We start from the raw sequence: 23,825 nt of genomic DNA, 5'->3' as shown, positions 1-23,825 counted from the left end.
GCACCCTGTGGCAGGGAACAGCCCCGCTCGCGCGGGGAAGACGCGTGCCGCGGCGGACCTCTCAACCTGCACTGGGGAACAGCCCCGCTCGCGCGGGGAGGACGACCGGCGCCCCGGGGCCGGACTGGTACCGCAGGGAACAGCCCCACTCGCGCGGGGAGGACACCACCCAGTCCCACGCGGCCTTCGCGGCGGTCGGAACAGCCCCACTCGCGCGGGGAGGACACTTGTTGACCTGGGCGTTTAGGTGACTGAAGCAGGTTTTAGCATCACTTCCTGCCCAGGTTCGAACTTGTGTAGTGGCATAGCCACTCTCCGTGTATAGCACGTTTCTTGTGGTCTCGGCGGTGCCCGCCGACTACTGAGGAACACGCCACGCGAGTGCGCTCACTTGGCCCCATCGCGTGAAGCGGGCACGACCTGCCCCCGGCTCACATCGGCGTCGGAGGCATCCAACGACCTTGCCCGATCCCGCATGGCTCCGGCGGGAAGTGTCACTCGATCGGTTGGTCATCCGGGTGAGCCGTTGTGGCGGCGTGGATGGGGGCGTCGGGTTCCGGAACTATCGGCGTGTGGTGGACAAGATTGCGGTCGTGGGTGTGTCGTGTCGTTTTCCCGGTGGGGTTGATGGGCTGGAGGGGTTGTGGTCGCTGCTGTCCGAGGGGCGGGAGGCGGTGGGGGCGCCGCCGTCGGGGCGGTTCGACGTGGGGCAGTACTGGGATTCGAACCAGGTGCGGCCGGGGAAGTCCTACACGTTCGCGGGTGGTTACCTCGACGACATCGCCGGGTTCGACGCGGACTTCTTCGGGATCAGTCCGCGTGAGGCGGTGTGCATCGATCCGCAGCAGCGGCTGTTGCTCGAACTGGCCGTGGAGGCGCTCGACGACGCCGGGATCGACCCGCGGGCGTTGTCGGGTACGGATGCCGCCGTGTTCGTCGGGGTGTCCGCCCTGGACTACGGCGCGCAGCAGATGGTGTTGCGGACCTCGATCGGGCCGTACACGAACTCCGGTTCCGCGCTGTCCAACACCGCGAACCGGTTGTCCTACCACCTGGACGTGCACGGGCCGAGCTTGAAGGTGGACACCGCCTGTGCCTCCTCCCTGAACGCGGTCCACCTTGCCTGCGAGCACCTGCGCCACGGTGGTGGGCGGGTGGCGTTCGCGGCGGGGGTGAACCTGTTGCTCAACCCCATGACCTACGTCGGGTTCGCCAAGGCCGGTTTCCTCTCGCCCACGGGGCACTGCCGCCCGTTCTCCGCTGACGCGGACGGGTACGTGCGCGCCGAGGGCGGGGGCGTTCTCGTGCTCAAGCGGTTGGCGGACGCGGTCGCGGACGGGGATCGGGTGCACGCGGTGGTCGCCGGGTCGGGGACGAACAGCGACGGGCGCACCAGTGGGTTGGTGTTGCCGAGCGGTGACGCGCAGGAGGCGTTGCTGCGCCAGGTCTACGACGGTTTCGGGTTGGACCCGGACGACCTCGCTTACCTGGAGGCGCACGGGACCGGCACCCCGGTGGGCGATCCGGTGGAGTGCCGGGCGATCGGGCGGGCGCTCGGGGTCCGCCGCCGCGGTGGGCCGTTGCCGATCGGGTCCGTCAAGGGCAACCTGGGGCATCTCGAACCGGCGTCGGGCATGGCGGGGTTGTGCAAGGCGATCCTGGTGCTGCGGCACGACGTCGTCCCGGCCACCCCGTACGCCGAGCCGCGCAGCACCGGGATCGACTTCGACGGCCTCGCCCTGACCCCGGTGGAGCAGTCGAGGCCCGCGACCGGTCGCCTGGTGGGGGTCAACTCGTTCGGGTTCGGCGGCGCGAACGTGCACGTGGTCTTGGAAAAGCCCCCCGCACCCCCGCAGCCCACGCCGAACCCCGGTTCCGCGGTGCCGGTCGTCGTCTCCGCGCACACCGAAGCGGCCCTGGCCGAGGCGTTGTCCCGCATGGACGAGCGGCTGGCGGACTGTTCCGACTTCACCGACGTCGCCTACACCTCCCACCAGCGGCGCGGGCAGCACACCCACCGCCGCGTGGTGCTCGCCGCCAGCGCGGGGGAGGCGCGGCAGCGGCTGGCCCAGCAGGTCAGGCCGCAGCGGGGCACCGAGCGGGGGCGGGTGGCCTTCGCCTTCTCCGGGCACGGCGCCCAGTGGCCGGGCATGGCCGTCGACCTCCTGGACAGCGATCCGGTGTTCGCCAGGGTCGTCGCCGAGGTCGACGCCGCCCTGGCTCCCCGCGTCGGTTGGGCGGTCGCCGACGAGTTGCGCTCGGCCGAGCCGAGGCTGCACGACACCGCCGTGATCCAGCCGCTGCTGTTCGCCGTCCAGGTGGGGATCGCGGCGGTGCTGGCCGAGGCCGGTCTGCACCCGGAGGCGGTGTACGGGCACAGCGTCGGCGAGGTCGCCGCCGCGTTCGCCGCCGGGGTCTTCGACCTGGACCAGGCCGTGGAGCTGGTGGTGGCGCGCAGCGCCGCCCAGGCGGGCACCGCGGGCTCGGGCGGCATGGCGGCCGTCAACCTCGCACCGGAGGACGCGGAGGGGGTCCTCGCGCGCTACGGCGGGCGGGTCGAGGTCGCCGGGATCAACAGCGCCGGTGACGTCACGGTGGCCGGACCCAAGCCGGACCTGCTTGACCTCGCGGACCGGTTGGCCGAGGACGAGGTCTTCTGCCGCGTGCTGGACCTCGACTACCCGTTCCACAGTTCGGCCATGGACCCGCTGCGCGCGTCGCTGTCGGCGGCGCTGGCGGACCTCGCGCCCAAACCGGCCACGGTCGAGTTCGTCTCCACCGTCACCGGTGAGCCGCTGGCGGGTGAAGAACTCGACGCGGAGTACTGGTGGCGCAACGTCCGCGAGCCGGTGCTGTTCGCCGCCGCGACCGACCACCTCGTGGCGGCGGGCTTCGACACGGTCATCGAGATCGGGCCGAAGCCGGTGCTCCAGACCTACCTCAAGCGGGCCGCGAAGGACGGCGTGCTCGCCGTGCTGCCCACCTTGACCAGGTCCGAACCCGGGTCGGCCGCCCTGCGGGCGACGGTGGAGTCCGCGCTGGCCGCCGGGGTGCGCATCGACGGTTACTTCCCTCAGCCCGGCGCGGTCGTGCCGCTGCCCGCGTACCCGTGGCAGCGCGAGCGGTTCTGGATGGGCAGCCAGTACACCTGGAGCGACACCGGGGCACCGCCGGACCACGTGCTGCTCGGTGGCCGGGCCCCGGTCGCCGACCCCACGTGGCAGTCCACGGTGGACCCGGCGAGGCTGCCGTGGCTCGCCGGGCACCGCGCGGACGGGATGCCGATCATGCCCGCGGCCGGGTACCTGGAAATGGGCTGGGCGGCCGGGCAGTTGGTTTTCGACGGGCCAGCGGAGGTGTGCGAACTGCACATCACCAAGCCGATGATCGCCCCCGACGACGAGTCCGCGCTGCCGCGCACGCAGGTCTCGCTGTCCGAAGAGGACGGTGTCTTCCGGGTGGCGACCCGCTCGGTCGACGGTCAACCGTGGCTCACCCACGCGCGGGGCCGGGTGCGGCGCAGGGTGGCCGCGCCCCCGCCGCCGCTGGACCTCGCGGCGCTGCGGGACCGGTTCACCGGGCGCGGTGAGCACGTCGACCGCGACGCGCTCTACGCGGACGGCGAACGCCTCGGGCTGGGCTACGGCGCGGACTTCCTCGTCCTGTCGGGGCTGTGGGTGGACGGCATGGAGGTCCTGGGGGACTACGACTGCACCCACCTCGACACCACCGGGTTCCACGCGCACCCGGCGTGGACCGACGTGGCGCTGCAGGTCGGCATCGAACTGGGCCGAATCCGCCACGGCCACGTCACCGATGAGGACTCCTACATGCCGGTGGCCATCGGCGCCGCGCGCCTGTGGGGATCACCGACCGGGACGGGCGCGGTGCACTTGCGTTGCCGCACGGTCTCGGAGAGCTGGGCGTCGGCCGACATCGTGCTCACCGACGAGGCCGGGGCGGTGCTGCTGGAGCTGGTCGACTGCCGGTTCCTCCGCGTCAAGCTGCCCAGCCGCCGCCCGGTCCTGCGCCAGCACACCGAACTCCGCGCCGCACCGCGCGAACTACCACCCGCCGCGGAGGTGGTGTGGGAGCCGCCTGCGGTCGACGCGCCCCCGGCCACCGGCCACGCGGAGTTCCGGCGGCGGCGGCTCGCGACCACGGCCGCCTACGCGGTGCGGGCCTTCACCACCCTGCTCGACGGCGCGGAGGTGTTCTTCACCGAGGACCTGTCGGCCGCAGGGGTGCGGCCGGAGTTCTCCCGCCTGCTCGACCTGCTCGCCGGGCTGGCCGCCGACCACGGGCACCTGGACTGGCTCGGCGAGTTCCAGGGCCGGACCCGCTGGCGGTCGCGCGCAGCGGACGCCGACCCCGGGTTCGCCGAGCTGGTCGCCGACTTCCCCGAGCACACACCGGAACTGACCCTGCTCGGCCGCTGCGGGATGCACCTGGTCGAGTTGCTGCGCGGTGACCGGGACGCGCTCGACATCCTCTCGCCCGCACACGGCAGCGACACGCTCGCCCACTACCACGACCTGTCACCGGGGCTGCTCGCGGCCAACCAGGCAGCCGCCGAGGTGCTGCGGTCCCTGGTCGAGGCGTGGCCCGCCGACCGCCCGCTGCGGGTCCTCGAGGTCGGCGGCGGCACCGGCGCCCTGACCGCGGCGCTGCTGCCTGTTCTCCCACCGGACCGCACCCGCTACGTGTTCACCGACGTCTCGGAGGTCTTCCTCGCCCCGGCCGAGGCGCGGTTCGCCCGCCACGACTTCGTCGAGTACCGGACCCTGGACCTCGACGCCCCCGAGGTGGAGCCCGGTGCCTTCGACGTCGTGGTCGCCGGGCACGCCCTGCGCGAGGCCACGGACCTGCGTTCGGCGCTGCGCGCGGTGTCGGGGGTGCTGGCCGACCACGGTCGGCTGGTGTTCACCGAGGTGCACGACCCGCTGCTGCTCGCGCTGCCGTTCGGGCTGGTGCCGGGGTTCTGGTCGATGTCCGACTTCGACCTGCGCCCCACCTCGCCCGTGCTGCCCGCGCGGCAGTGGCGGGAACTGTTGCGGGAGGGCGGTTTCCGCGATGTGCGGACCGTCGTGGAAGGCGACCTGTGCTCGGTGACGGTGGCGAGCGCGGCACCGCGCGGCGCGGCGCTGCCGGAGAGCCCGGGCGTCGAAGCCACCACGCGCGTCGTGGTCGTCACCGAGGACGGCGCGAAGGCGGACCTGGCCGCCGCGCTCGCCGCGAGCCTGGCGGGACTGGGCGCGAGCGCGATGACGACGACGACCGGGGCGGACCCGGTCACCTGGTTCGCCCCACCTCGGACCGACGTCGTGTTCGTGCTCGACGAGTCCGACCCGAACCCCGCGGCTGCCGTCGAAGCCGCCGCCAGGCGGTTCGGGTTCGTGCGCGGGCTGCTGCTCGCCGCGGCCGAGCTGCCCGCGGGCGCGGAGATCCGGCTGTGGCTGGTCAGCGGTTCCCCGGGGGTGAACCCCGCGCCGGAACGGGCGGACGACCCGGCCGCCGCCGCCCTCTGGGGCGCCACCCGCGCGGTCGCCGCCGAGGACAGCCTGGTGCAGGTCCGGCGCGTCTCGGTCGGACGGGACGTGGCGGTCGACCGCGTCGCCCGGGAACTGCTCGACCCCACCGACGAGGACGAGGTGGTGCTCACCGGGGCCGGTCGGTTCGTGCCCCGCCTGCGCGACCTGCCCCCGCCCCCGGCCGGGGACGGCTCGGCGCCCTACCGGCTCATCGCCCGCGACGCGGGACCGTCCTACGAGCTGGCGTGGGTGGCGATGGACATGCCGGAACCCGCCGCGGGCGAAGTGCTGATCGAGGTGCGCGCGGCGGGCATCAACTACCGCGACGCGCTGCTCGCGGTCGGGATGCTGCCCGGCTGGGTGGTCGAGGCGGGGATGACCGGCATGCGGCTGGGCGGCGAGTGCGCGGGTGTGGTCACCGCGGTCGGCCCCGGCGTGGCCCGGGTCCGCCCGGGTGACGAGGTCTTCGGGTCGGCCCCGGGTGCGTTCGCCTCGCACGTGCTGACCCACGAAACCCTGGTCACCCGGGTGCCGCCCACGATCGGCATGGCCGCCGCCGCGACGATGCCGGTGGCGCTGCTGAGCGCGAGCCACGGCCTGCTGGGCCTGGCCGGGCTCGGCGAGGGGGAGACGGTGCTCGTGCACGGCGCCGCCGGGGGAGTGGGCCTGGCCGCGCTCCAGTGCGCCCGGCACGCGGGTGCGACGGTGATCGCCACCGCCGGCACCGAGGAGAAGCGGGACTTCCTGCGGCTGCTCGGCGTCGAGCACGTCTTCGACTCGCGCAGCCTCAGCTTCGTCACCGACGTGCTCGCCGCCACCGGCGGGCAGGGCGTCGACGTCGTGCTCAACTCCCTCGGCGGGGAGTTCATCGGCCGCAGCATGGAGTTGCTGCGGGTCGGCGGGCGGTTCGTCGAACTGGGCAAGCGCGACCTCTACAGCGACCGCAACGTCTCCCTGTTCCCGCTGCGCAACAACATCAGCTACTTCGCCGTCGACGTCGACCAGCTCAGCGGCCTGCGCCGCCGGGACATGGCCGAGTGGCACGACAAGGACGCCGAACACCTCGCGGCGGGGGCGGTGCGCCCCATCCCGTACCGGGCGTTCCCGGCGACCAGGGTGGCGGAGGCGTTCCGGTCGTTGCAGCACTCCCGCCACATCGGCAAGCTGGTCCTCACCTTCGACCGACGGCCCCCGGTCGAGCAGGTCGCGCCGGAGAGCGGGTTCGCACCCGACCCGGCGGGCACCTACCTCATCACCGGCGGTGCGAGTGGGCTCGGCGCGGAGGTGGCGCGCTGGCTGGCCGACCACGGCGCCCGGCACCTGGCCCTGGTCAACCGGCGGGGTATGGCCGCGCCGGAGGCGCACGACCTCGTCGCCGAGCTGACCGCGCGGGGTGTGCGGGTGTCGGTCCACGCCGCCGACGTCACGGACGAGGCCGCGCTGCGCGGGATCGTCGAGTCCACCGACGCGCCGCTGCGCGGGGTCGTGCACGCGGCGATGGTGCTCGACGACGTGATGACCGCAGACCTGACCGCCGACCGGTTCCGCGCCGTGCTCGCGCCGAAGCTGGCCGGGGCGATGGTCCTCGACCGCGTCACCGACGGCCACGACCTCGACCTGTTCCTGGTGTTCTCCTCGGCGGCGGCCGTGGTGGGCAACGCCGGGCAGGCGGCCTACTGCGCGGGGAACCTGTTCCTGGAGGCCCTGGCCCGGGCCCGGCGGCAGCGGGGGCTGGTCGGGCAGGCGATCGCCTGGGGTGCCCTCGGCGAGGTCGGCTACGTGGCCCGCAACGAGGCCACCGCCCGGACCGTCACCCGCGCGGGCCTGGGCCTGCTGTCGCTGCGCCACGTGCGGCGGGCGCTGGACGACCTGGTCGGCGGGCCGGAGGTCGCGGTGGTGTGGCGGCACGACGGGGAGTTCCTGGGCAGGCTGTACCCGCACCTGAGCACGCCGCGCCTGGGGCAGCTCAGCGCGGGTGGGCACGCGGCCACCGCCGAGGACGACGACCTGCGCGAGCGGGTCCGGGAGGCGTCCGTGGAGGAGGCGGCCGCCCTGGTCGCCGACAACATCGTGAAGACGCTCGCCGAGGTCCTGGGCGTCGCGCCGGAGCGCATCGACCGCAACCGCCCGCTCGACCAGTTGGGCGTGGACTCGCTGATGGCCGCGGAGCTGGTCACCAAGATGCGGCGCCGGTTCGGCAGCGAGATCTCGATCATGCGCTTCGCCGCCAGCAGCGGGATCGACGACCTGTCCCGCTCGCTCGTCACCCACTTCAAGGCCGAGGACGACAAGTGACCCGGGCAGCGGTCCGGCACTTCCCGCTCTACATCGGCGGCGAACGGGTCGACACCGACGAACGCGCGTACGGCATGAGCGTCCGCACCGTCCTGGACCCGGGCGGGAGCGACGCGGCGACGCTGTTCCGGCTGCTGCGCGAGGGCACCGAGGAGGAACTGCACGCCCACCCGCACGTCCTCTGCTCCGTGGCGCTGTCCACCCCCGAACAGGGGCGGGCCGCGCTGCGGGCGGCGGCCGACGCCGCGCCACGGGTGCGCGCGGTGCCCCTGGCCGACTGGATCACCTGCGTCGGTGACCTGTTCGCGGCCTTCCAGGAGCACCGCGAGGAACTGTCCCGGGTCCTGCGCATGGAGGGGTGCCCGCGCGCGCTGGCCGAGGCGCAGCTCAACGTGGTGCTCGACCTGGTCCGGCCGGAGAGCCTGGAGCTGGCGCGGTCCCTGCTGCGGCAGGAGATCACCACGCCCCACCACCGGATCGTGCTCCAGCGCAGGCCCGACGGGGTGGTCTGCATCGACCCGCCCGCCAACGCGCCGCTGTTCGGGTTGATCGCCTCGCTCGTGCTGCTGGCGGGCAACAGCGTGGTGATCCGCGTTCCCCGTAGCTGCGCCAGTTCGCTGAGCTACGCCCTGCACACCATCGTCATCCCCGTGCTCGAAGCCCACGGGGCACCCGCCGGGACGTTCAACGTGGTGTGCGCCGACTACGAGGTCACCATGCGGCAGTGGCTGGACAGCCCGCTGGTCGACACCGTCTACTACTTCGGCTCCAGCGAGAACGGGCTGGACCTGGAACGCCGGTGCGTGGAGCGGGGCAAGCGGGCCATCCTGGAACTGTCCGGCAAGGACGGGGTGCTCGTGTGGTCCGACGCCGACCTCCCGCACGCCACCGCCGCGCTGCTGGAGGCGTTCTACGCGTCGGGCCAGACCTGCTTCAGCCCCAAGTACGCCATCGTCCACCCGGCCGTCGCCGAGCAACTGCTGACGCGGCTGCGCGCGGCGGCGTCCGCCCTGCGGCCGGGCGACCCGGAGGACACCGACACGGTGCTCAGCCCCGTCCTGCGCGCCACCGCCTTCCGGCGCACCCTCGACAGCGCACTGCGCGCGGGCGCCACGAAGGTCTGCGGCGGCACGCAGATCGACCTGCGCGGCGAACCGGACCCCCACGGCGTGTTCCTCGAACCGACCGTGCTGCGCGTCGACGGGTTCGAGCTGGCCGAGACCATCGCCGCCGTGCGCGAGGAGTCCTTCTTCCCGCTGCTGACGGTCGTCGTGCCCGAGGACGGCCCGGACCTGCTCGACCGCTGCGTGGCCTTCCTCAACGGCAACCGGTTCGGCCTGCGCAACTCCCTGTGGGCGGAGGACCCGCAGGTCATCGAGCGGTTCACCGGCGCGGTGACCAACGGGGGAGTGCTCAAGGTCAACGACTCGCACATGGCGCACGCCCCGCACCTGCCCGGCCTCGGCGGCACGGGCCACAGCGGCGGCACCCACGGCGAGGCCGCCTACCCCTTCCTGCGGGCCAGCCGCCTGCAGTCCGTGGCCATCGCCACGACCAGGAGGCACCCCGGGGAGGCGGTCCTCGGCGCGGGCTGAGGGTCAGACGGGCAGGTTCGGCAACGGCCACGCCCGGCCGGTGCCCGACGCCGTGAACACCCGGTCCGTCACGGCGAACAGCGCGACCCCGAAGGCCTCGGTGAAGGCGTCCACGCCCTCCTGGGTCGGGGTGATCGGGATGCCGCTGCCCTTGAGCGTAGTCGGCTGGCCCGGCGCCCCCGGCTGCACGGACAACCGCACCGCGCTGGGGTCGGCGGCGTACAGCGGCTGCTCACCGATCCACTCGTCGTCCACCTTCAGGAAGGCGGAGATCCGACCCTCCGGCATCGAACCCCGGATGCTGGTGATCTCCATCCGCGCCTTCGAGTTCTGCAACGCCACCCCGCCCGACACCCGCGCGGAGCCCTTCGCGGGCTGACCGAGCGGGTTGACGGTCCCGGTGGCGTACTCGGGCGGCAGCGTCACGCCCACGACGGTCGTCCCGTCGGCTCCCAGCAGCGCGGTGGCCGGGGCGACCGCCTGGACCTCGATCTCCTCCGCCGCCAACCGGCTCAGCGCCAACTCGGTCAACCGGATCTCGCCCAACCCGTCGAGCAGGCTGAACGTCGTGTCGAGGGGGGCGCTCGCGGTCGCGGGCGCCGCGCCACCGAGCTGCGCGAGGAACGGTGCCGCCATGGCACCGCTGACAAAAACACGTCGGGTGACCGTCATGGGCCCAGTCTCGCGTACCCCGCTGAGGACCCGACGGCAATTAACTCGAAGGAGGGAAAGTCGCAAGGGGACACCGGGTCGGGCGCCACCGGTTCACCGCCGCACTGCTTCCCCGGTTCAGGCGTCGAGCAGTTCGGCCACCGTCTGGTCCGGGTCGATCGCCACGCCCAGTGCGGCCAGGTTGCCGCTCATCAGCGACCAGATGGAGACCGTCAGGAACTCGGCCAGCCGGGCGCTGCTCAGCGGGCGGCGCTTGTCGGCGAGCCAGCGGTTGACCGTGGCGTCGACGAAGCCGACCACGCCGACCGCGAGTGAGGGGGCGAGGTCGGGGTCCTTGCCGAACCGGGTCAGGACGGCGGCGAACAGCTTGCCCGCCTCGACCGCGATCGCCGTCTTGGTGCTGGCCACGACCCGGGAGCCGCCGGTCGCCTCGCGGGTGTGCGCGCCGAGGAAGGCGTGCAGGCGGGGGTGCCGGTCGATCCAGCCGAGGTAGGTGTCGACGGCCCGGCGGATGGCCTCGGTGACCGTGCCGCCCGGGCGCAGGGTGGGTGCCAGCTCGGCCATGAGCGATCCGATGACGTGCGCCCGGATCTGTTCGTCGAGGTCGGCGCGGTCCTGGAAGTGCCGGTAGATGACCGGGCGCGGCACGCCGACGCGGTCGGCGATCTGCTTGACGCCGATGTCGGGGCCGTGCTGCTCGATCACCGCGAGGGCCGCGTCGAGCACCTGGAGGCGGCGCTGGGCCTTGTGCGCGTCCCAGCGGGTCGAGCGCCCGTCGACTTCGGGGGCGGGCTCGTTCGCGGTGGGCATGGCGGGAGTCTACTTCTCGGAAAAGTACCTGATACATCTTGTCACGCGTATCTGTCTGATACACACTGTCTCAGGCAGATGGCGGACGACCGAGGAGGCCCGGTGGGCAGCAAGGCGTATGTGATCGGCGTCGGCATGACGAAGTTCGAGAAGCCCGGCAGCAGGGACTGGGACTACCCCGACATGGCGCGCGAGGCGGGCCGCAACGCGCTCGCCGACGCCGGGATCGAGTACCCGCTGGTCGAGCAGGCCTACGTGGGCTACGTCTACGGCGAATCGACCTCCGGCCAGCGGGCGGTCTACGAGTTGGGCCTCACCGGCATCCCGGTGATCAACGTGAACAACAACTGCTCGACCGGGTCGACGGCGCTGTTCCTGGCCGCGCAGGCCGTGCGCGGCGGGATCGCGGACTGCGCGCTGGCGCTGGGCTTCGAGAAGATGCAGCCGGGCTCGCTCGGCTCCACCTTCGACGACCGCGAGCAGCCGATGATGAAGCACCTGCTCGCCCTGGCGGAGTTGCAGGACTTCGCGATGCCGCCCGCGCCGTACATGTTCGGCGCCGCGGGCCGCGAGCACATGCAGCGCTACGGCACGACCGCCGAGCAGTTCGCCAAGATCGGCGTGAAGAACCACCGGCACTCGGTGAACAACCCATACGCGCAGTTCCGCGACGAGTACACCCTCGACGAGGTCCTGGCCGCCAAGACCGTCTACGACCCGCTGACCAAGTTGCAGTGCTCGCCGACCTCGGACGGCTCCGGCGCGGTGGTCATCGCCAGTGAGGCGTTCGTGGACCGCCACGGGCTGTCCGGGCAGGCGGTCGAGATCGTCGGCCAGGCGATGGTCACCGACCTGGAGAGCACCTTCGCAGACAAGAGCGCGATCAGCCTGGTCGGGGCGGACATGACCCGCACCGCGGCGCGCGCGGTCTACGCGCAGGCCGGGATCGAGCCGTCCGACGTGGACGTGATCGAGCTGCACGACTGCTTCTCCACCAACGAGCTGATCACCTACGAGGCGCTGGGCCTGTGCGCCGAGGGCGAGGGCGGCAAGCTCGTCGACGCGGGGGACACCACCTACGGGGGCCGCTGGGTGGTCAACCCCTCCGGCGGGCTGATCTCCAAGGGGCACCCGCTCGGCGCGACCGGGCTCGCCCAGTGCTCCGAACTGACCTGGCAGCTACGCGGCACGGCCGACAAGCGCCAGGTCGACGGCGCGCGGATCGCCCTGCAGCACAACATCGGGCTCGGCGGCGCGGTCGTGGTGACCGCCTACCGGCCCGCCGAACGCTGAACACCCCTCCACAACGACAACCGAGGAGAACAACCATGACCAAGGTCAACGTCACCGTCGCCCTGCCGAGCACGCCCGAGAAGACCTGGGCCACCATCTCGGACCTGAGCCGGTTCGAGGAGTGGCTGACCATCCACCAGAAGTGGAGCGGCGAGCTGCCCTCGGAGATCGGGGTGGGCTCGAAGGTCACCGAGGTCCTCGCGGTGATGGGGATGGCCAACAAGATCGAGTGGACGGTCGACGAGTACGACGCGCCGCGCTCGCTCAAGATCAGCGGCACCGGCATGGCCGGGGTCAAGGTCTCCTTCACCCTGTCGGTGAAGCCGGAGGGCGCGGGCAGCCGGGCCGACATCGACGCCGAGTTCACCGGTCAGATGATCGTCGGCCCGATCGGCATGGCCGTGGGCAAGAACACCAAGGGCGAGCTGGAGAAGTCCGTCGCCAAGCTCGCCGAACTGGTGGGCTGAGCGTGACCGCGCCCGCCTTCGACGAGGCCGGGATCGGGCAGTGGACCGAGCCGGACACCTTCGAGGTGACCGCCGAGCGGATCGCGCGGTACGCCGAGGCCACCAACGACCCGATCGCCCGGCACCGCGCGGGCGAGGTCGCGCCGCCGGTGTTCGCGGTCGTGCCGGTGTTCAACTCCCTGGTCCCGGCCGCGTTGTCGGTCGCACCGGTGGAACTGCTGTCGAAGCTCGTGCACGGTGAGCAGGACTTCCGGTTCCACCGGCCGATCCGCCCCGGTGACGTGCTGACCTCGCGCGCCCGCCCCACCGGGTTCACCGGCAAGCCGAACGGCACCGCCGTGGTGGTGCGGACCGAGACGGTCGACGCCGGGGGTGCGCTGGTCAACGAGCAGTGGATGACCGCGTTCTTCCGCAGGGCCGACGCAGGCCGCAGCGTCGGCGAACCGGCGCCCCCGCACACCTTCGACGAAACCCTGCGCGCGGGCGACCCGGTGGCACGGGTCGTCGCGCGCGTCGACGAGGACCAGACCTTCCGGTACGCGCCCGCCTCCGGTGACCCGATGCCGATCCACCTCGACGACGAGCTGGCCAGGCTGTCCGGGCTGCCGGGGATCATCGCGCACGGCCTGTGCACGATGGCGTTCACCTCCTGGGCGCTGCTCACCGAGGTGGGCGGGTCGCGGGTGGAGTACCTGCGCCGCCTCGCCGTCCGGTTCGCCAAACCGGTGCTGCCCGGCCAGGAGCTGACCACCCGCGTCTGGCCCGCCGCGCCCGGGACCTACGCCTACGAGACCACGGTCGGTGACGAGCCGGTCATCAGGGACGGTCTGGCCGAGTTCACCCGCTGATCGAACGACCAACCGGCAAGGAGATCCACACACCATGGGAACACTCGACGGGCGGGTTGCCGTCATCACCGGCGCGGGCCGGGGGATCGGCCGCGAGCACGCGCTGCTGTTCGCGGCGGAGGGCGCGTCGGTCGTCGTCAACGACCTCGGCGGGGCGAACGACGGCGCGGGCGCGGACACCGGCCCCGCGCAGGAGGTCGTCGACGAGATCGTCGCGGCGGGCGGCAGGGCCGTGGCCAACACCGACGACGTCGCCGACTGGGCCGGGGCCAAGGCGCTGGTCGAGCAGGCCGTGTCGGAGTTCGGCGGGCTGGACGTCCTGGTGAACAACGCGGGCATCCTGCGCGACGCGTTCATCGCCGGGATGGACGAGGCGCAGTGGGACTCCGTCATCGCCGTGCACCTCAAGGGGCACTTCGCCCCGCTGCGGCACGCGGCGGAGTACTGGAAGGCACGGACCAAGGCGGGGGAGACCGTGCGCGCGTCGGTGATCAACACCGCGTCCGCCTCGGGCACCTTCATGCCCAACGCGGGGCAGTCGAACTACGGCGCCGCGAAAGCGGGCATCGCCGCGCTGACCCTGGTCGCGGCCGACGAACTCGACCGCTACGGGGTCCGGGTCAACGCCATCGCCCCGATCGCCCGCACCCGGCTCACGCTGGCGACCCCGGGCATGGGCGCGCTGTTCGCCCAGGAGGTCGAGGAAGGCGAGTTCGACGCCTTCGACCCGGCCAACATCGCCCCGATGGTGGCCTACCTCGCGACCGAGAAGTGCCCGTTCACCGGCAAGGTGTTCTCGGTCCAGGGCGGCGCGATCTCCGAGCTGCGCGGCTGGCGGGGCGAGCGGACCGTCGAGACCGACGGCCCGTGGACGGTGGCGGGGATCGACGAACAACTGGCCGACTGGGCCTGAGGGGAACACCATGACCACCGCCCACGAGCTGGGCCTCGGCCTGACCGGGGAACACACCGCGCTCGCCGACTCCGTGCGCGGCTTCGCCGCCCGACACCTCGGCGCGGACGTCCTGCGCGCCGCCGTCGACGCCGACCGCGAGAGCCTGCCGCCGTTCTGGGGTGCGCTGGGCGCCCAGGGCCTGCTCGGCCTGCACGTGCCCGAGGAGCACGGCGGCGCGGGCGCCGGGCTGCTGGAACTGGCGGTCGTCCTCGAAGCGCTCGGCCGGGCCGCGCAGCCCGGCCCCCTGCTGCCGACCACGCTCGCCTCCGCGCTGCTGGTCGCCTCCACCGCGAAGGTGCGGGGCGACCTGCTCCCCGGCTTGGCGGACGGCTCGACCACCGCCGCGGTCGGCCTGGCCGAACCGCTGACGGCGACCGCAGGCCCGGACGGTGTGACCGTCACCGGCTCCACCACCGGCGTGCTCGGGGGAGCGGTGGCCGACGTCCTCGTGCTGCCCGCGCGGATCGACGACGGGCTCCGGTGGGTCGTCCTCGACCGGGCGGACCTCGACGTCCGCGAGCGTGACAGCCTCGACGTCATCCGCCGCTCCGCCCTGGTCGCCACGCGGGAACCGGTGCCGGTGCCCGAGGACCGGGTGCTGCGCGACCTGAGCGCCGAGCGGGTCCGCTCCATCGCGGCCGTCGTGCTCGGTGCCGAAGCGGTCGGCGTGGCGTCCTGGTGCACCACGACCGCCGCCGAGTACGCGAAGGTGCGGGTCCAGTTCGGACGCCCGATCGGCCAGTTCCAGGGCGTCAAGCACAAGTGCGCCGCCATGGGCGTCGAACTCGAACGGGCCCGCGCGAGCGTCTGGGACGCCGCCCGGGCGCTGGACGCGGGCGACGACACCGCGGACTTCGCCGCCGCCGTGGCCGCGGTGGTCGCCCCCGACGCGGCCGTGCGCTGCGGGGCCGACTGCGTCCAGGTCCTCGGCGGCATCGGGTTCACCTGGGAACACGACGCCCACCTGTACTACCGGCGCGCGCTGACGCTGCGCGGCCTGCTCGGCGGCAGCGCGCAGTGGTCCGCGGAAGTGGCCCGGCACGCCCTGCGCGGCGACGCCCGCCGGGTCCGCATCGACCTGCCCGACGGCGCCGAGGCGATCCGCGAGGCGGTGCGCGGGGAACTGGCCGCGATCGCCGCACTCGGCCCCGACGAGCAGTTGGTGGCGCTCGGCGACGGCGGCTGGGTCCAACCGCACCTGCCCCGCCCGCACGGCCGCGGCGCGGACCCGCTGGAGCAGGTCGTCATCAGCGAGGAACTGAAGCACGCGGGCATCCCGCTGCCGGAGCTGCTGATGGGCGGCTGGGCGGTCCCGCCGATCGTCGCCTTCGGCACCGAGGAGCAGAAGCAGCGCGTGGTGGTGCCGACCCTGCGCGGTGAAGTCGTGTGGTGCCAGTTGTTCTCCGAGCCCGGCGCCGGTTCCGACCTCGCCTCCCTCACCACCAGGGCCACGCGGGTGGAGGGCGGGTGGAAGGTCAACGGCCAGAAGATCTGGACCACGGTCGCCCAGTTCTCCGACTGGGCCATGCTCATCGCCCGCACCGACCCGGACGCGCCCAAGCACGAGGGCATCACCTACTTCATCCTCGACATGTCCACCCCCGGCATCACCGTGCGGCCGCTGCGCGAGGCGACCGGTTCCCAGCTTTTCAACGAGGTCTTCCTCGACGACGTGTTCATTCCCGACAACTGCGTCGTCGGGGAACCCGGTCAGGGGTGGACGGTCGCCCGCGCGACCCTGTCCAGCGAACGCGTCGCCCTGGGCCGTGGCAACGCCTCCTATCCCACGCTGGCGGACCTGCTCGAGTTCGTCGACGGCCGCGACCTCGACGCGACCGCGCTGCACCGGGTCGGCGAGTTCGCCTGCGAGAACCACGTCCTCGATCTGCTCGGTGCCCGTACGGTGCTCAAGCAGCTCTCCGGGGTGGACGTGAGCACGACGTCGAGCGTCGGCAAGCTGCTCAGCATGCGCTTCGGGCAGCAGATCGCGGAGTTCTGCGTGGCGCAGCTCGGGGTCGCCGGGGTGGTGGCGGTCGCCGGGGAACCCAGCGACCGGTGGATGGACCAGGTCGTGGCCTGCCGCGCCATGACGATCTACGGCGGCACCACCGAGGTCCAGCTCAACGTCATCGGCGAACGCATGCTCGGCCTGCCCCGCGACGCCGCCTGACCGCGGCCCGCACCGGGAACGGGCGGCGTCGAGGGCCGCTCGGGTTCGCGCGTCCTGCCGATGGCGGTGCGCGGCGAACCCGGGCCGGTTCCGGGGGGCACCGGTGGGGGTGCCTAGGCTGTCGGCGACGGGTGCGGGAATCCGGTGGGAATCCGGAGCGGTCGCGCCACTGTGACCGGTCGTCCTCACCGACGACCGGCAGCCAGACCCCTCCCCGTCGCTGGTGTTCCCAGGCCGCGCAAGCCACGAGGAGGTCGCGATGACGGACGACGAGGGGAACCGCACCCGGTCCGGGCGCTGGTGAGGCTCCGCGTCGGCACCACCGCCTCCGTGCTCGTGGTGGTGCTCGGGCTCAGCCTCGTCCTGTCCACGGCGTTCGGCGCCGAGCCGCTGGGGCTGTCCGAGGTGGGTCGCGCGCTGTGGGGGCGGCTGCACGGCGGGATCGCGGTGGACCTCGCCGCCGACACGATCGTCTGGCAGTTCCGGGTGCCCCGGGTGCTGCTCGCCGCCCTGGTGGGTGCCGGGTTGGCCGTGGCGGGCGTCGGGATGCAGACCCTGGTGCGCAACCCGCTGGCCGACCCCTACCTGCTCGGGGTGTCCTCCGGGGCGGGGGTGGGCGCCACGGCGGTGATCACGACGGGGCTGTTCGCCTCGGCCGGGATCTTCGCCCTGACCGCCGGTGCCCTGGTGGGTGCGCTGGCGGCGGCGCTGATCGTGTTCGGGGTCGCCACCGCGCAGGGCGGGTTGACCCCGCTGCGGCTGGTGCTGACCGGGACCGTCCTCGGGTCGATGTTCTCCGCGCTGGCCAGCTACCTGGTCTTCCGCAGCCCGGACCCCGCCGCCGCCCAGTCGGTCCTGTTCTGGCTGTTGGGGAGCCTGGCAGGCGCCACCTGGCAGCAGTTGCTGCTGCCCGCCGCGGTGGTGCCCGCAATGGTGGTGCTGTTGCTGCTGGGCAGCCGGTGGTTGGACGCGCTGCTCGTCGGACCGGACACCGCGGCGGCGGTCGGGGTGCCGGTGCGCCGGGTCCGGGTCGGGCTGTTCGTGGCGCTGGGCGTCCTGGTGGGTGTCCTGGTCGCGGTCTCGGGCGGCATCGGGTTCGCCGGGCTCGTCGTCCCGCACGCCGCGCGGCTGCTGGTGGGTCCGAGGCACCGGGCGGTGCTGCCGGTCGCGGCGCTGTGCGGGGCGCTGTTCCTGGTGTGGGTCGACGTGGTCACCCGGGTCGCCGTGCGGCCCACCGAGATCCCGCTGAGCGTCGTGTCTGGCCTCATCGGTGCCCCGGCGTTCCTGGCCCTGCTGGGCAGGCGCCGCTACCGGTTCGGCGCATGAGCGCGCTGAGCGCGGTGGGCCTGACCTGCGCGGTGGGCCGCCGGGCGGTGCTGGTCGACGTGGCGTTCGACATCGCGCCCGGGCAGGTCGTCGGCGTGGTCGGGGCCAACGGCAGCGGCAAGTCGACCCTGCTGCGGGCGCTGGCGGGGATCACCCGACCGCCCCGGGGGCGGGTGCTCGTCGACGGGGAGGACCTGCACCGGCTGCCCGCGCGGGCCCGGGCCCGGCGGGTCGCGTTCGTCGGCCAGGACGAAGACCTCCCCTCGGGGTTGCTGGTGCGCGAAGCGGTCGCCCTCGGCCGCGTGCCCCACGCCGCGCCGTGGGACACCGACGACGCCGACCGGCCGATCGTGCTGGCGGCCCTGGCCGAGGTCGGCCTCGCCGACCTGGCGCGGCGACCGGTCGAGGACCTGTCCGGCGGTGAGCGGCGCCGGGTGTCCCTGGCGCGCGGACTGGCCCAGCGGGCCCCGGTGCTGGTGCTGGACGAACCGACCAACCACCTCGACGTCGGCCACCAACTGCGCCTGGTCGAACTGCTGCGCGGCCTGGACCGCACCGTCGTCGTCGCCATGCACGACCTGTCGCTGGCCGCGGCCACCTGCGACCGCCTGATCGTCGTCCACGGTGGACGGACCGCGCCCGCGCTCCCGCCCGCGGAGGCGCTTGCCTCCGAGGTGGTCCGCACGGCCTTCGGTGTCCGCGCCACCCCGGTGATCGACCCGCACACCGGACGCACCCACCTGCTGATGTCCCTGGAGGATTCGTGAACCGCACTCCCGTCCTGCTCGCCTGCGCGCTCGCGCTCACCGCGTGCGGCAGCGCGCCCGAACAACCGCGGGGCGGCGGCACCGCCACGGTGACCAACTGCGGCACGGCGGGGGAGTTCCCCGCGCCCGCGCAACGCCTTTTCGTCAACGACGGCAACATGATCGCCATGGTGCTGGCCGTCGGTGCCCAGGACCAGGTCGCCGCCGTGTCCAGCCTCCAGCGCGACGCCGCCACCCTGCGCGCGCACTACGGCCCGGCCGTGGACGCGCTCAAGCAGGTCGCCCCGCAGTACCCGTCGAAGGAAACCATCGTCGCCCAACGCCCCGACGTGGTGGTGGCGGGGTGGAACTACGGCTACAGCGAGGAGAAGGGCCTGACCCCCGACTCGCTGCGCGCCCAGGGCATCGCCCCGTACATCCTCACCGAGAGTTGCAGGCAGCAGGACGGCCAACGCGCCCGGGGGATCGTCGACCCGTGGCAGGCACTGCGCGAGGACCTGACCAACCTCGGCACCATCACCGGCCGCGCTCCCCGGGCCGCAGACGTGCTCACCGACCTCGACACCCGCCTGGCCGCACTCCGCGCGGCACCGCAACCGCCCACCCCGCCGACGGTGTTCCTCTTCGACAGCGCAAGCGACACGGTGTTCTCCAGCGGCCGCTTCGGCGCCCCGCAGGCCATCCTCGACGCCGCGGGCGCCCGCAACGCCCTCGCCGACCTCGACGACACCTGGACCGCGGTCTCCTGGGAGCGCGCCGCCGCCGCCGACCCCGCCGCCTTCCTGTTCGTCGACTACCCGCCGCAGACCTTCCAGCAGAAGATCGACCTGCTCACCGCCCGCCCCGGCATCGCCGACCTCCCCGCGGTGAAGCAACGCCGCTTCCTCAACCTCCCCTATGCGCTCTGGACCAGCAGCCCGCTCAACATCGACGCCGCCGAGCAGGTCCGGTCCGCGCTGGAGGAGTGGGGCCTCGCCCCTGCCTCGGGCCTCAAGCCCCGCGCCGACGACGAGGTCGCCGCGGGCTGAGGCGGCCGTGGACAGCGGTGTCGAGGGCACTGCTGAGGCCTGAGACCGGTCCGGAATCGTATTTCCGAGAAAGCGAGCGTGCGTAGACTTCCGGACCAACCAGGGTGCGGAAGGATGAGCGTGGCAGACATCAGCCGGGTCCACGGCAACGGCAACAAGGTGGTGCAGCTCCGTGACCTGCACGGCAACATCATCTTCACCTCCCCACCCACCCCACCTCCGCTGAGTGGCTGGTCCGAAGCCGCGCACAACGCCCCGCCGTGGAACCACGTCCGGGCGGACGCCACCGACCTGCGGAACAAGGTCGCGGTGGCCGCGGGTGTCCTGTCGGATCACCGCGACGCGGCAGCGGCGGCCCTACCCGGTGACCCGTGGTACGAACCGGACTTCCCTCTGCGCGTCCTGGACAACACCGCCTGGTTGCTCGGGGACGCAGGAGAGGTGGAACTCCACCCGGTTGAGGCGGCCTTGTTCACCCTGGTCCCCCTCATCCACCACGTGCACCACCTGCGCGTCGCAGCCGCACTGGTGGGGGTCGAACCCTGGAACCCGCGTTCGACAGCCGGAGTCCGCGCGTCGTTCCAGGAGTCCGCCGACCACCACCCGGCCCTTGTCGACCGCGCCCGCCGCAGTCCGGCGGAGGGCGCGGCCATCGGCTGGTGGCTGTTCCACCGCTGGATCGTCCGCCGCAACCTGACCGGGGGCGCCGCATCCCCAGCCGACTCGGTCACTGTGCCCACGGTTGCGGATCTGTGCGACCCACTGGGCTTGCCATCGGTGGCCGACCCTCGGCGGATCGCCCGAGTGCTGCCCGGCCTGCGCCGGGGCCCCGGCGTGTGCGGCGACGAGTTCCTGTCCGGGCTGCGCGTCCAGGACCAGGTGCGCGGCATGTCCGGGCAGCGGGTCCGCGAACACCTGCTGACCTTGGTGCTCGCCCTCGCCCACGGCATGTCGGTGGAGGCGTTCACGCTCCCCGACGTGGTGGCCGAGCACCTCGCCATCCCCGACCCGGTCGACCTCGATGCCCTCCGCGCCACCCTGCACGAGGCGAGTTGGGGTGGTGCGCCCGCTGTGCCCGTCCTGCGCGCCGCCTGCCCACACGCCGCCGTCATCGAGGCGGTCCGCGACCACGTCGCCCGAACCGATGAACTCCTGCACGCCGTTCACCGCACGGTCGGTGAGCGCGTGCCCTACCGGTTCCCGGTACTACCCGCCCGACTGTCAGCCCACGAGGTGCTCCCCGCTGACGAGGGCCTGGCGGGCTGGGCGGGGTTCCGCCTGGACAGCAACCGGGTCCGGGATCTGCTGGTGGGAGACACGCTCTACAAGGACAGCGAACTGGCCATCCGCGAGCTCTACCAGAACGCCCTCGACGCGTGCCGCTACCGCCGAGCCCGCACCGAATACCTGGAGCGGACCCGGCAGAACACCCACGCCTACGAAGGGCTGATCGAGTTCGAAGAGTCCGAGGACGAAGACGGCCGTGCGTACGTCGAGTGCCGGGACAACGGCATCGGCATGGGGGACGTGGAGCTGCGGGGCGTGTTCTGCAAGGCGGGAAGCAGGTTCGCCGAGCAGCCGGAGTTCCTGGCTGAGCTGGCTGAGTGGTCGCACCTCGACCCGCCTGTCGAACTGCACCCCAACAGCCGCTTCGGTGTGGGCGTTCTGAGCTACTTCATGCTCGCCGAGAGAATTGTGGTCACCACGTGCCGGGTGGGCAGGGACGGTGGGGGCGGTGCCGTGCTGTGGGCGACGATCTTCGGCCCTGGCCACCTGTTCCGAATCCAACACCTGCCCGCGGGCAGTCGGGCGCCCGGCACGACGGTCCGCCTCTACCTGAAGCAGGGAATCCGCTCGCGGTCGGTGGTTCACATCCTGAGACAACTCCTGGGCATGGCAGAGTTCCGCACCACGGCCGTCGACCACAATGAGTCGGAGGTTTGGGAACCGAAGTCCCTGGTGCCCGTGGACGCCAGTGTCATCCGCAGGAACGAGCGGCGCCGGTTCGACGCTCGAATGGTGCAGGTCGCCAACACGCCGCCGGGTATCGACTTCGCGTGGTGTGAGACCGCAGGTGGGGTGCTGGTTGACGGGGTGGTCGTGCGGACCCCGAGCAGTTGGCGACATCAGGATCTTGCCCTAAACCTGCCGTTCGTCGTGAACCTGTCGGGCCGACACGCACCAGAGCGGTTGTCTCTCGATCGAACGCAAATCATGGACGATGAGAAGTATGGGTTCGAGGTGCTGGCCGAATTCACGGGTGACACCATCGACCTGCTGCTGGACTGCGGTCTTTTCGCTTATGAGTGGCTCCTCGCTGTTTTCTCGGCGAGTCCTTTCCTGGCCCACTCGATTGTCGATGCCGCGATGCGGAGGCGGGTGGAACTCCCCAGCCGCTTCGGGGTCGTGGATCTCGTGGAGGTCGGTTTTCACCCGTGCGATGCTGAATGGGGTGTCGGTTTCGCATCCAGCTTCCCCGAAGTCTGGGAGCATCGCATACGCGATAATGATCTGATAAATGCGACGTACCTGTGGCGTGTATTCGCTCACGAGGAGGAGTCGGCATTTGTTGAATTCTTGGAATACCGGGGATACTCGCGAAACCCAGCAACCTTGACCGCCATGCCGATGCATGTCCCGGTGCTTGAATTCTGGAGCGGGAATGGCTTCCGGGAAAAGGTGTCAATATCACGATTGGTTGACTCGATCCGTTCAACGCTGTGTCCGACCGTGTCTGACTTGATTGCGTTGATGGCACTCTTCGGTTTCGAATGCATCCGGATTCCGGAAATTGACGATCAGCCGCTCACGGTCGGCAACTTCGTCCTCTTGCACTCGTCTGGCGGCCGCCCCTTGTGTGCGGGAGATCAAATCAGGGCGGGCGACATACGTTCGGCAGGCCGAAGGACGCATATGTCGACTGACGAAATCGTCTCTTCTTGGCGCGCGGCTGGTGTGGAGATCTCCGATGAGACAGTAGTCAGCGCGTCGTATGTTGGCCAAACGTTGAGTGCTGGAGATCGTAGAAAATTCGGGCTGGTCCGAGGGAAAAGGCTTGGCCGTGTCAGGCGAGTGGTGGCGGAACTGAGGCGAGGTACTTCTGCAAAAAAATTGTGCGAGATGCTGCTCGGACTTGATTTTCAGCCCATCGAGGAAATGTTTCCAGATGACCTCAATCCTTTGGCCGCGCTCTTGTTCGCCATGGAGGACGAGTCCATCGGCTTGTGGCGAAGACGACCTTTGTTGGCTGTGGATGTCCTGGATGCGGCGCTGCGCTTGAATTTCGATTGTGAAGAAATTGCTCTTGCGTTGCGTTTTCTGGGCTTCGAAACACCGGAAGTGCCTCGGGAAACGGATGTGCGCGATCGTCGTATCCTGCAATGGGCAACCCTGTGGAGCGCTGAGGTCGGACTGGGTCTCGACATGCCGAAGCCGCGCAACATTGCAGAGGTTCGGCGTTGGATCGAGCGTATCGGAGAACTGGGCATCCGCAGCCGCGTCCATCTGCCCGAAACTGCGGACAGGATGGATGAAAAGTTGTTCCTGGCAGTCGACGGGTACTTTCGTCTTTCGTGGATTTCAGACGTTCTTCCATTGTTGCTCGTCGCGCCCCAGGCGGGCGTGCTGGATCTCACGGTGGAAGATGTGGTCGCTCGCATCGAGGGGTACGGGTTGGCGGTGTCGGATAGGATTCTGCCGCAAGGGATGACATTCGGTGATGCGACCGAATTGAGCAGGCTGGTGTATCGCGAGACCTCTATCGGTTTTGCCGAGCCTCGGATCGACTTGCGTTCGCTGGATGAGATGGTGCATTCGGTTGGTCGGCCATTGCCGGTCGTCCTGAGTTGGCTGCGAGCAACCGGGGTTCACGTCCCGGATGTCGAGAAGATGATCGACGACGCCCTCAAGCACGTTCCTTTCCTGGGCTGACAGACGTCGACCATCGGTCGCCAGCAGGCTGATCCCCCTCGACGCGCAATGGGTCCTGCCACACGTCGACGTCGAAGGCGTGCAGGCAGCCGTTGTCGGGGGTACGCCTCGCTTGTCGGGTGTGAGTGGTGCGAAACG

The 23,825-nt window shown here is 71.6% G+C and carries 13 protein-coding genes and 1 riboswitch; of the genes, 11 read left to right on the top strand and 2 right to left on the bottom strand.

Translation table 11 applies throughout. The features are described from left to right. Window positions 1-575 precede the first annotated feature (575 nt). Both UO65_RS26200 and UO65_RS26195 read left to right on the top strand, forming a co-directional pair. Window positions 576-7,826: a type I polyketide synthase gene (locus UO65_RS26200; protein ID WP_152552281.1), complete on the top strand. Its 7,251-nt coding sequence runs from the start codon at window positions 576-578 to the stop codon at window positions 7,824-7,826. Further along, the gene (locus tag UO65_RS26195) at window positions 7,823-9,421 is read left to right on the top strand and encodes an aldehyde dehydrogenase family protein (protein ID WP_035287560.1); all 1,599 of its coding nucleotides are present in this window, start codon (window positions 7,823-7,825) and stop codon (window positions 9,419-9,421) included. The genes UO65_RS26200 and UO65_RS26195 overlap by 4 nt, the downstream gene beginning before the upstream one ends. 3 nt (window positions 9,422-9,424) lie before the next feature. Here UO65_RS26195 and UO65_RS26190 read toward each other — a convergent pair whose 3' ends face one another. Both UO65_RS26190 and UO65_RS26185 read right to left on the bottom strand, forming a co-directional pair. Beyond that, the gene (locus UO65_RS26190) at window positions 9,425-10,093 is read right to left on the bottom strand and encodes a hypothetical protein (protein WP_152552280.1); all 669 of its coding nucleotides are present in this window, start codon (window positions 10,091-10,093) and stop codon (window positions 9,425-9,427) included. A gap of 117 nt (window positions 10,094-10,210) precedes the next feature. Beyond that, window positions 10,211-10,903, bottom strand: a complete 693-nt coding sequence (locus UO65_RS26185; RefSeq protein ID WP_035287558.1) for a TetR/AcrR family transcriptional regulator — start codon at window positions 10,901-10,903, stop codon at window positions 10,211-10,213. A 102-nt stretch (window positions 10,904-11,005) separates the two neighbouring features. On the opposite strand from UO65_RS26185, the gene UO65_RS26180 reads away from it, so the two are divergent. The 9 genes from UO65_RS26180 to UO65_RS33705 all read left to right on the top strand — a co-directional run bounded on the left by UO65_RS26180 (window position 11,006) and on the right by UO65_RS33705 (window position 23,687). Further along, on the top strand, window positions 11,006-12,196 hold the full coding sequence (locus UO65_RS26180) for a lipid-transfer protein (protein WP_035287557.1): 1,191 nt from the start codon (window positions 11,006-11,008) through the stop codon (window positions 12,194-12,196). Window positions 12,197-12,231: 35 nt separating this feature from the next. Then, a complete protein-coding gene (locus UO65_RS26175) occupies window positions 12,232-12,663 on the top strand; it encodes a type II toxin-antitoxin system Rv0910 family toxin (RefSeq protein ID WP_035287556.1) in 432 nt (143 codons plus the stop codon). Between the two features lie 2 nt (window positions 12,664-12,665). Beyond that, complete coding sequence (locus UO65_RS26170; RefSeq protein ID WP_035287555.1) at window positions 12,666-13,511, top strand: MaoC/PaaZ C-terminal domain-containing protein; 846 nt, start codon at window positions 12,666-12,668, stop codon at window positions 13,509-13,511. 34 nt (window positions 13,512-13,545) lie between these two features. Then, window positions 13,546-14,424, top strand: coding sequence for an SDR family oxidoreductase (locus UO65_RS26165; protein WP_035287554.1), 879 nt, complete (start codon window positions 13,546-13,548; stop codon window positions 14,422-14,424). 10 nt (window positions 14,425-14,434) lie between these two features. Continuing rightward, on the top strand, window positions 14,435-16,636 hold the full coding sequence (locus UO65_RS26160) for an acyl-CoA dehydrogenase (protein ID WP_035287553.1): 2,202 nt from the start codon (window positions 14,435-14,437) through the stop codon (window positions 16,634-16,636). 111 nt (window positions 16,637-16,747) lie between these two features. After that, window positions 16,748-16,869: riboswitch (cobalamin riboswitch) on the top strand. A 67-nt stretch (window positions 16,870-16,936) separates the two neighbouring features. After that, window positions 16,937-17,962, top strand: coding sequence for a FecCD family ABC transporter permease (locus UO65_RS26155; RefSeq protein ID WP_200873470.1), 1,026 nt, complete (start codon window positions 16,937-16,939; stop codon window positions 17,960-17,962). Next, a complete protein-coding gene (locus tag UO65_RS26150) occupies window positions 17,959-18,729 on the top strand; it encodes an ABC transporter ATP-binding protein (RefSeq protein WP_035287552.1) in 771 nt (256 codons plus the stop codon). Before UO65_RS26155 ends, UO65_RS26150 begins: the two co-directional genes overlap by 4 nt. Then, window positions 18,726-19,757, top strand: coding sequence for an ABC transporter substrate-binding protein (locus UO65_RS26145; RefSeq protein ID WP_035287551.1), 1,032 nt, complete (start codon window positions 18,726-18,728; stop codon window positions 19,755-19,757). Before UO65_RS26150 ends, UO65_RS26145 begins: the two co-directional genes overlap by 4 nt. 114 nt (window positions 19,758-19,871) lie before the next feature. Next, complete coding sequence (locus tag UO65_RS33705; protein ID WP_052021794.1) at window positions 19,872-23,687, top strand: HD domain-containing protein; 3,816 nt, start codon at window positions 19,872-19,874, stop codon at window positions 23,685-23,687. Window positions 23,688-23,825: the final 138 nt, after the last annotated feature.

The organism is Actinokineospora spheciospongiae (assembly GCF_000564855.1).
Taxonomy (GTDB): Bacteria; Actinomycetota; Actinomycetes; order Mycobacteriales; family Pseudonocardiaceae; genus Actinokineospora; species Actinokineospora spheciospongiae.
Note: the sequence above shows the minus strand (reverse complement) of the source record. Positions and strands in the feature narration are given on the sequence as shown.

Excerpts from the sequence above, each read along its gene's own strand:
- UO65_RS26175 (WP_035287556.1), top strand. The coding sequence starts at position 12,232 with ATGACCAAGGTCAACGTCACCGTCGCCCTGCCGAGCACGCCCGAGAAG.
- UO65_RS26185 (WP_035287558.1), bottom strand. The coding sequence starts at position 10,903 with ATGCCCACCGCGAACGAGCCCGCCCCCGAAGTCGACGGGCGCTCGACC.
- UO65_RS26190 (WP_152552280.1), bottom strand. The coding sequence starts at position 10,093 with ATGACGGTCACCCGACGTGTTTTTGTCAGCGGTGCCATGGCGGCACCG.
- UO65_RS33705 (WP_052021794.1), top strand. The coding sequence starts at position 19,872 with ATGAGCGTGGCAGACATCAGCCGGGTCCACGGCAACGGCAACAAGGTG.
- UO65_RS26150 (WP_035287552.1), top strand. The coding sequence starts at position 17,959 with ATGAGCGCGCTGAGCGCGGTGGGCCTGACCTGCGCGGTGGGCCGCCGG.
- UO65_RS26165 (WP_035287554.1), top strand. The coding sequence starts at position 13,546 with ATGGGAACACTCGACGGGCGGGTTGCCGTCATCACCGGCGCGGGCCGG.
- UO65_RS26160 (WP_035287553.1), top strand. The coding sequence starts at position 14,435 with ATGACCACCGCCCACGAGCTGGGCCTCGGCCTGACCGGGGAACACACC.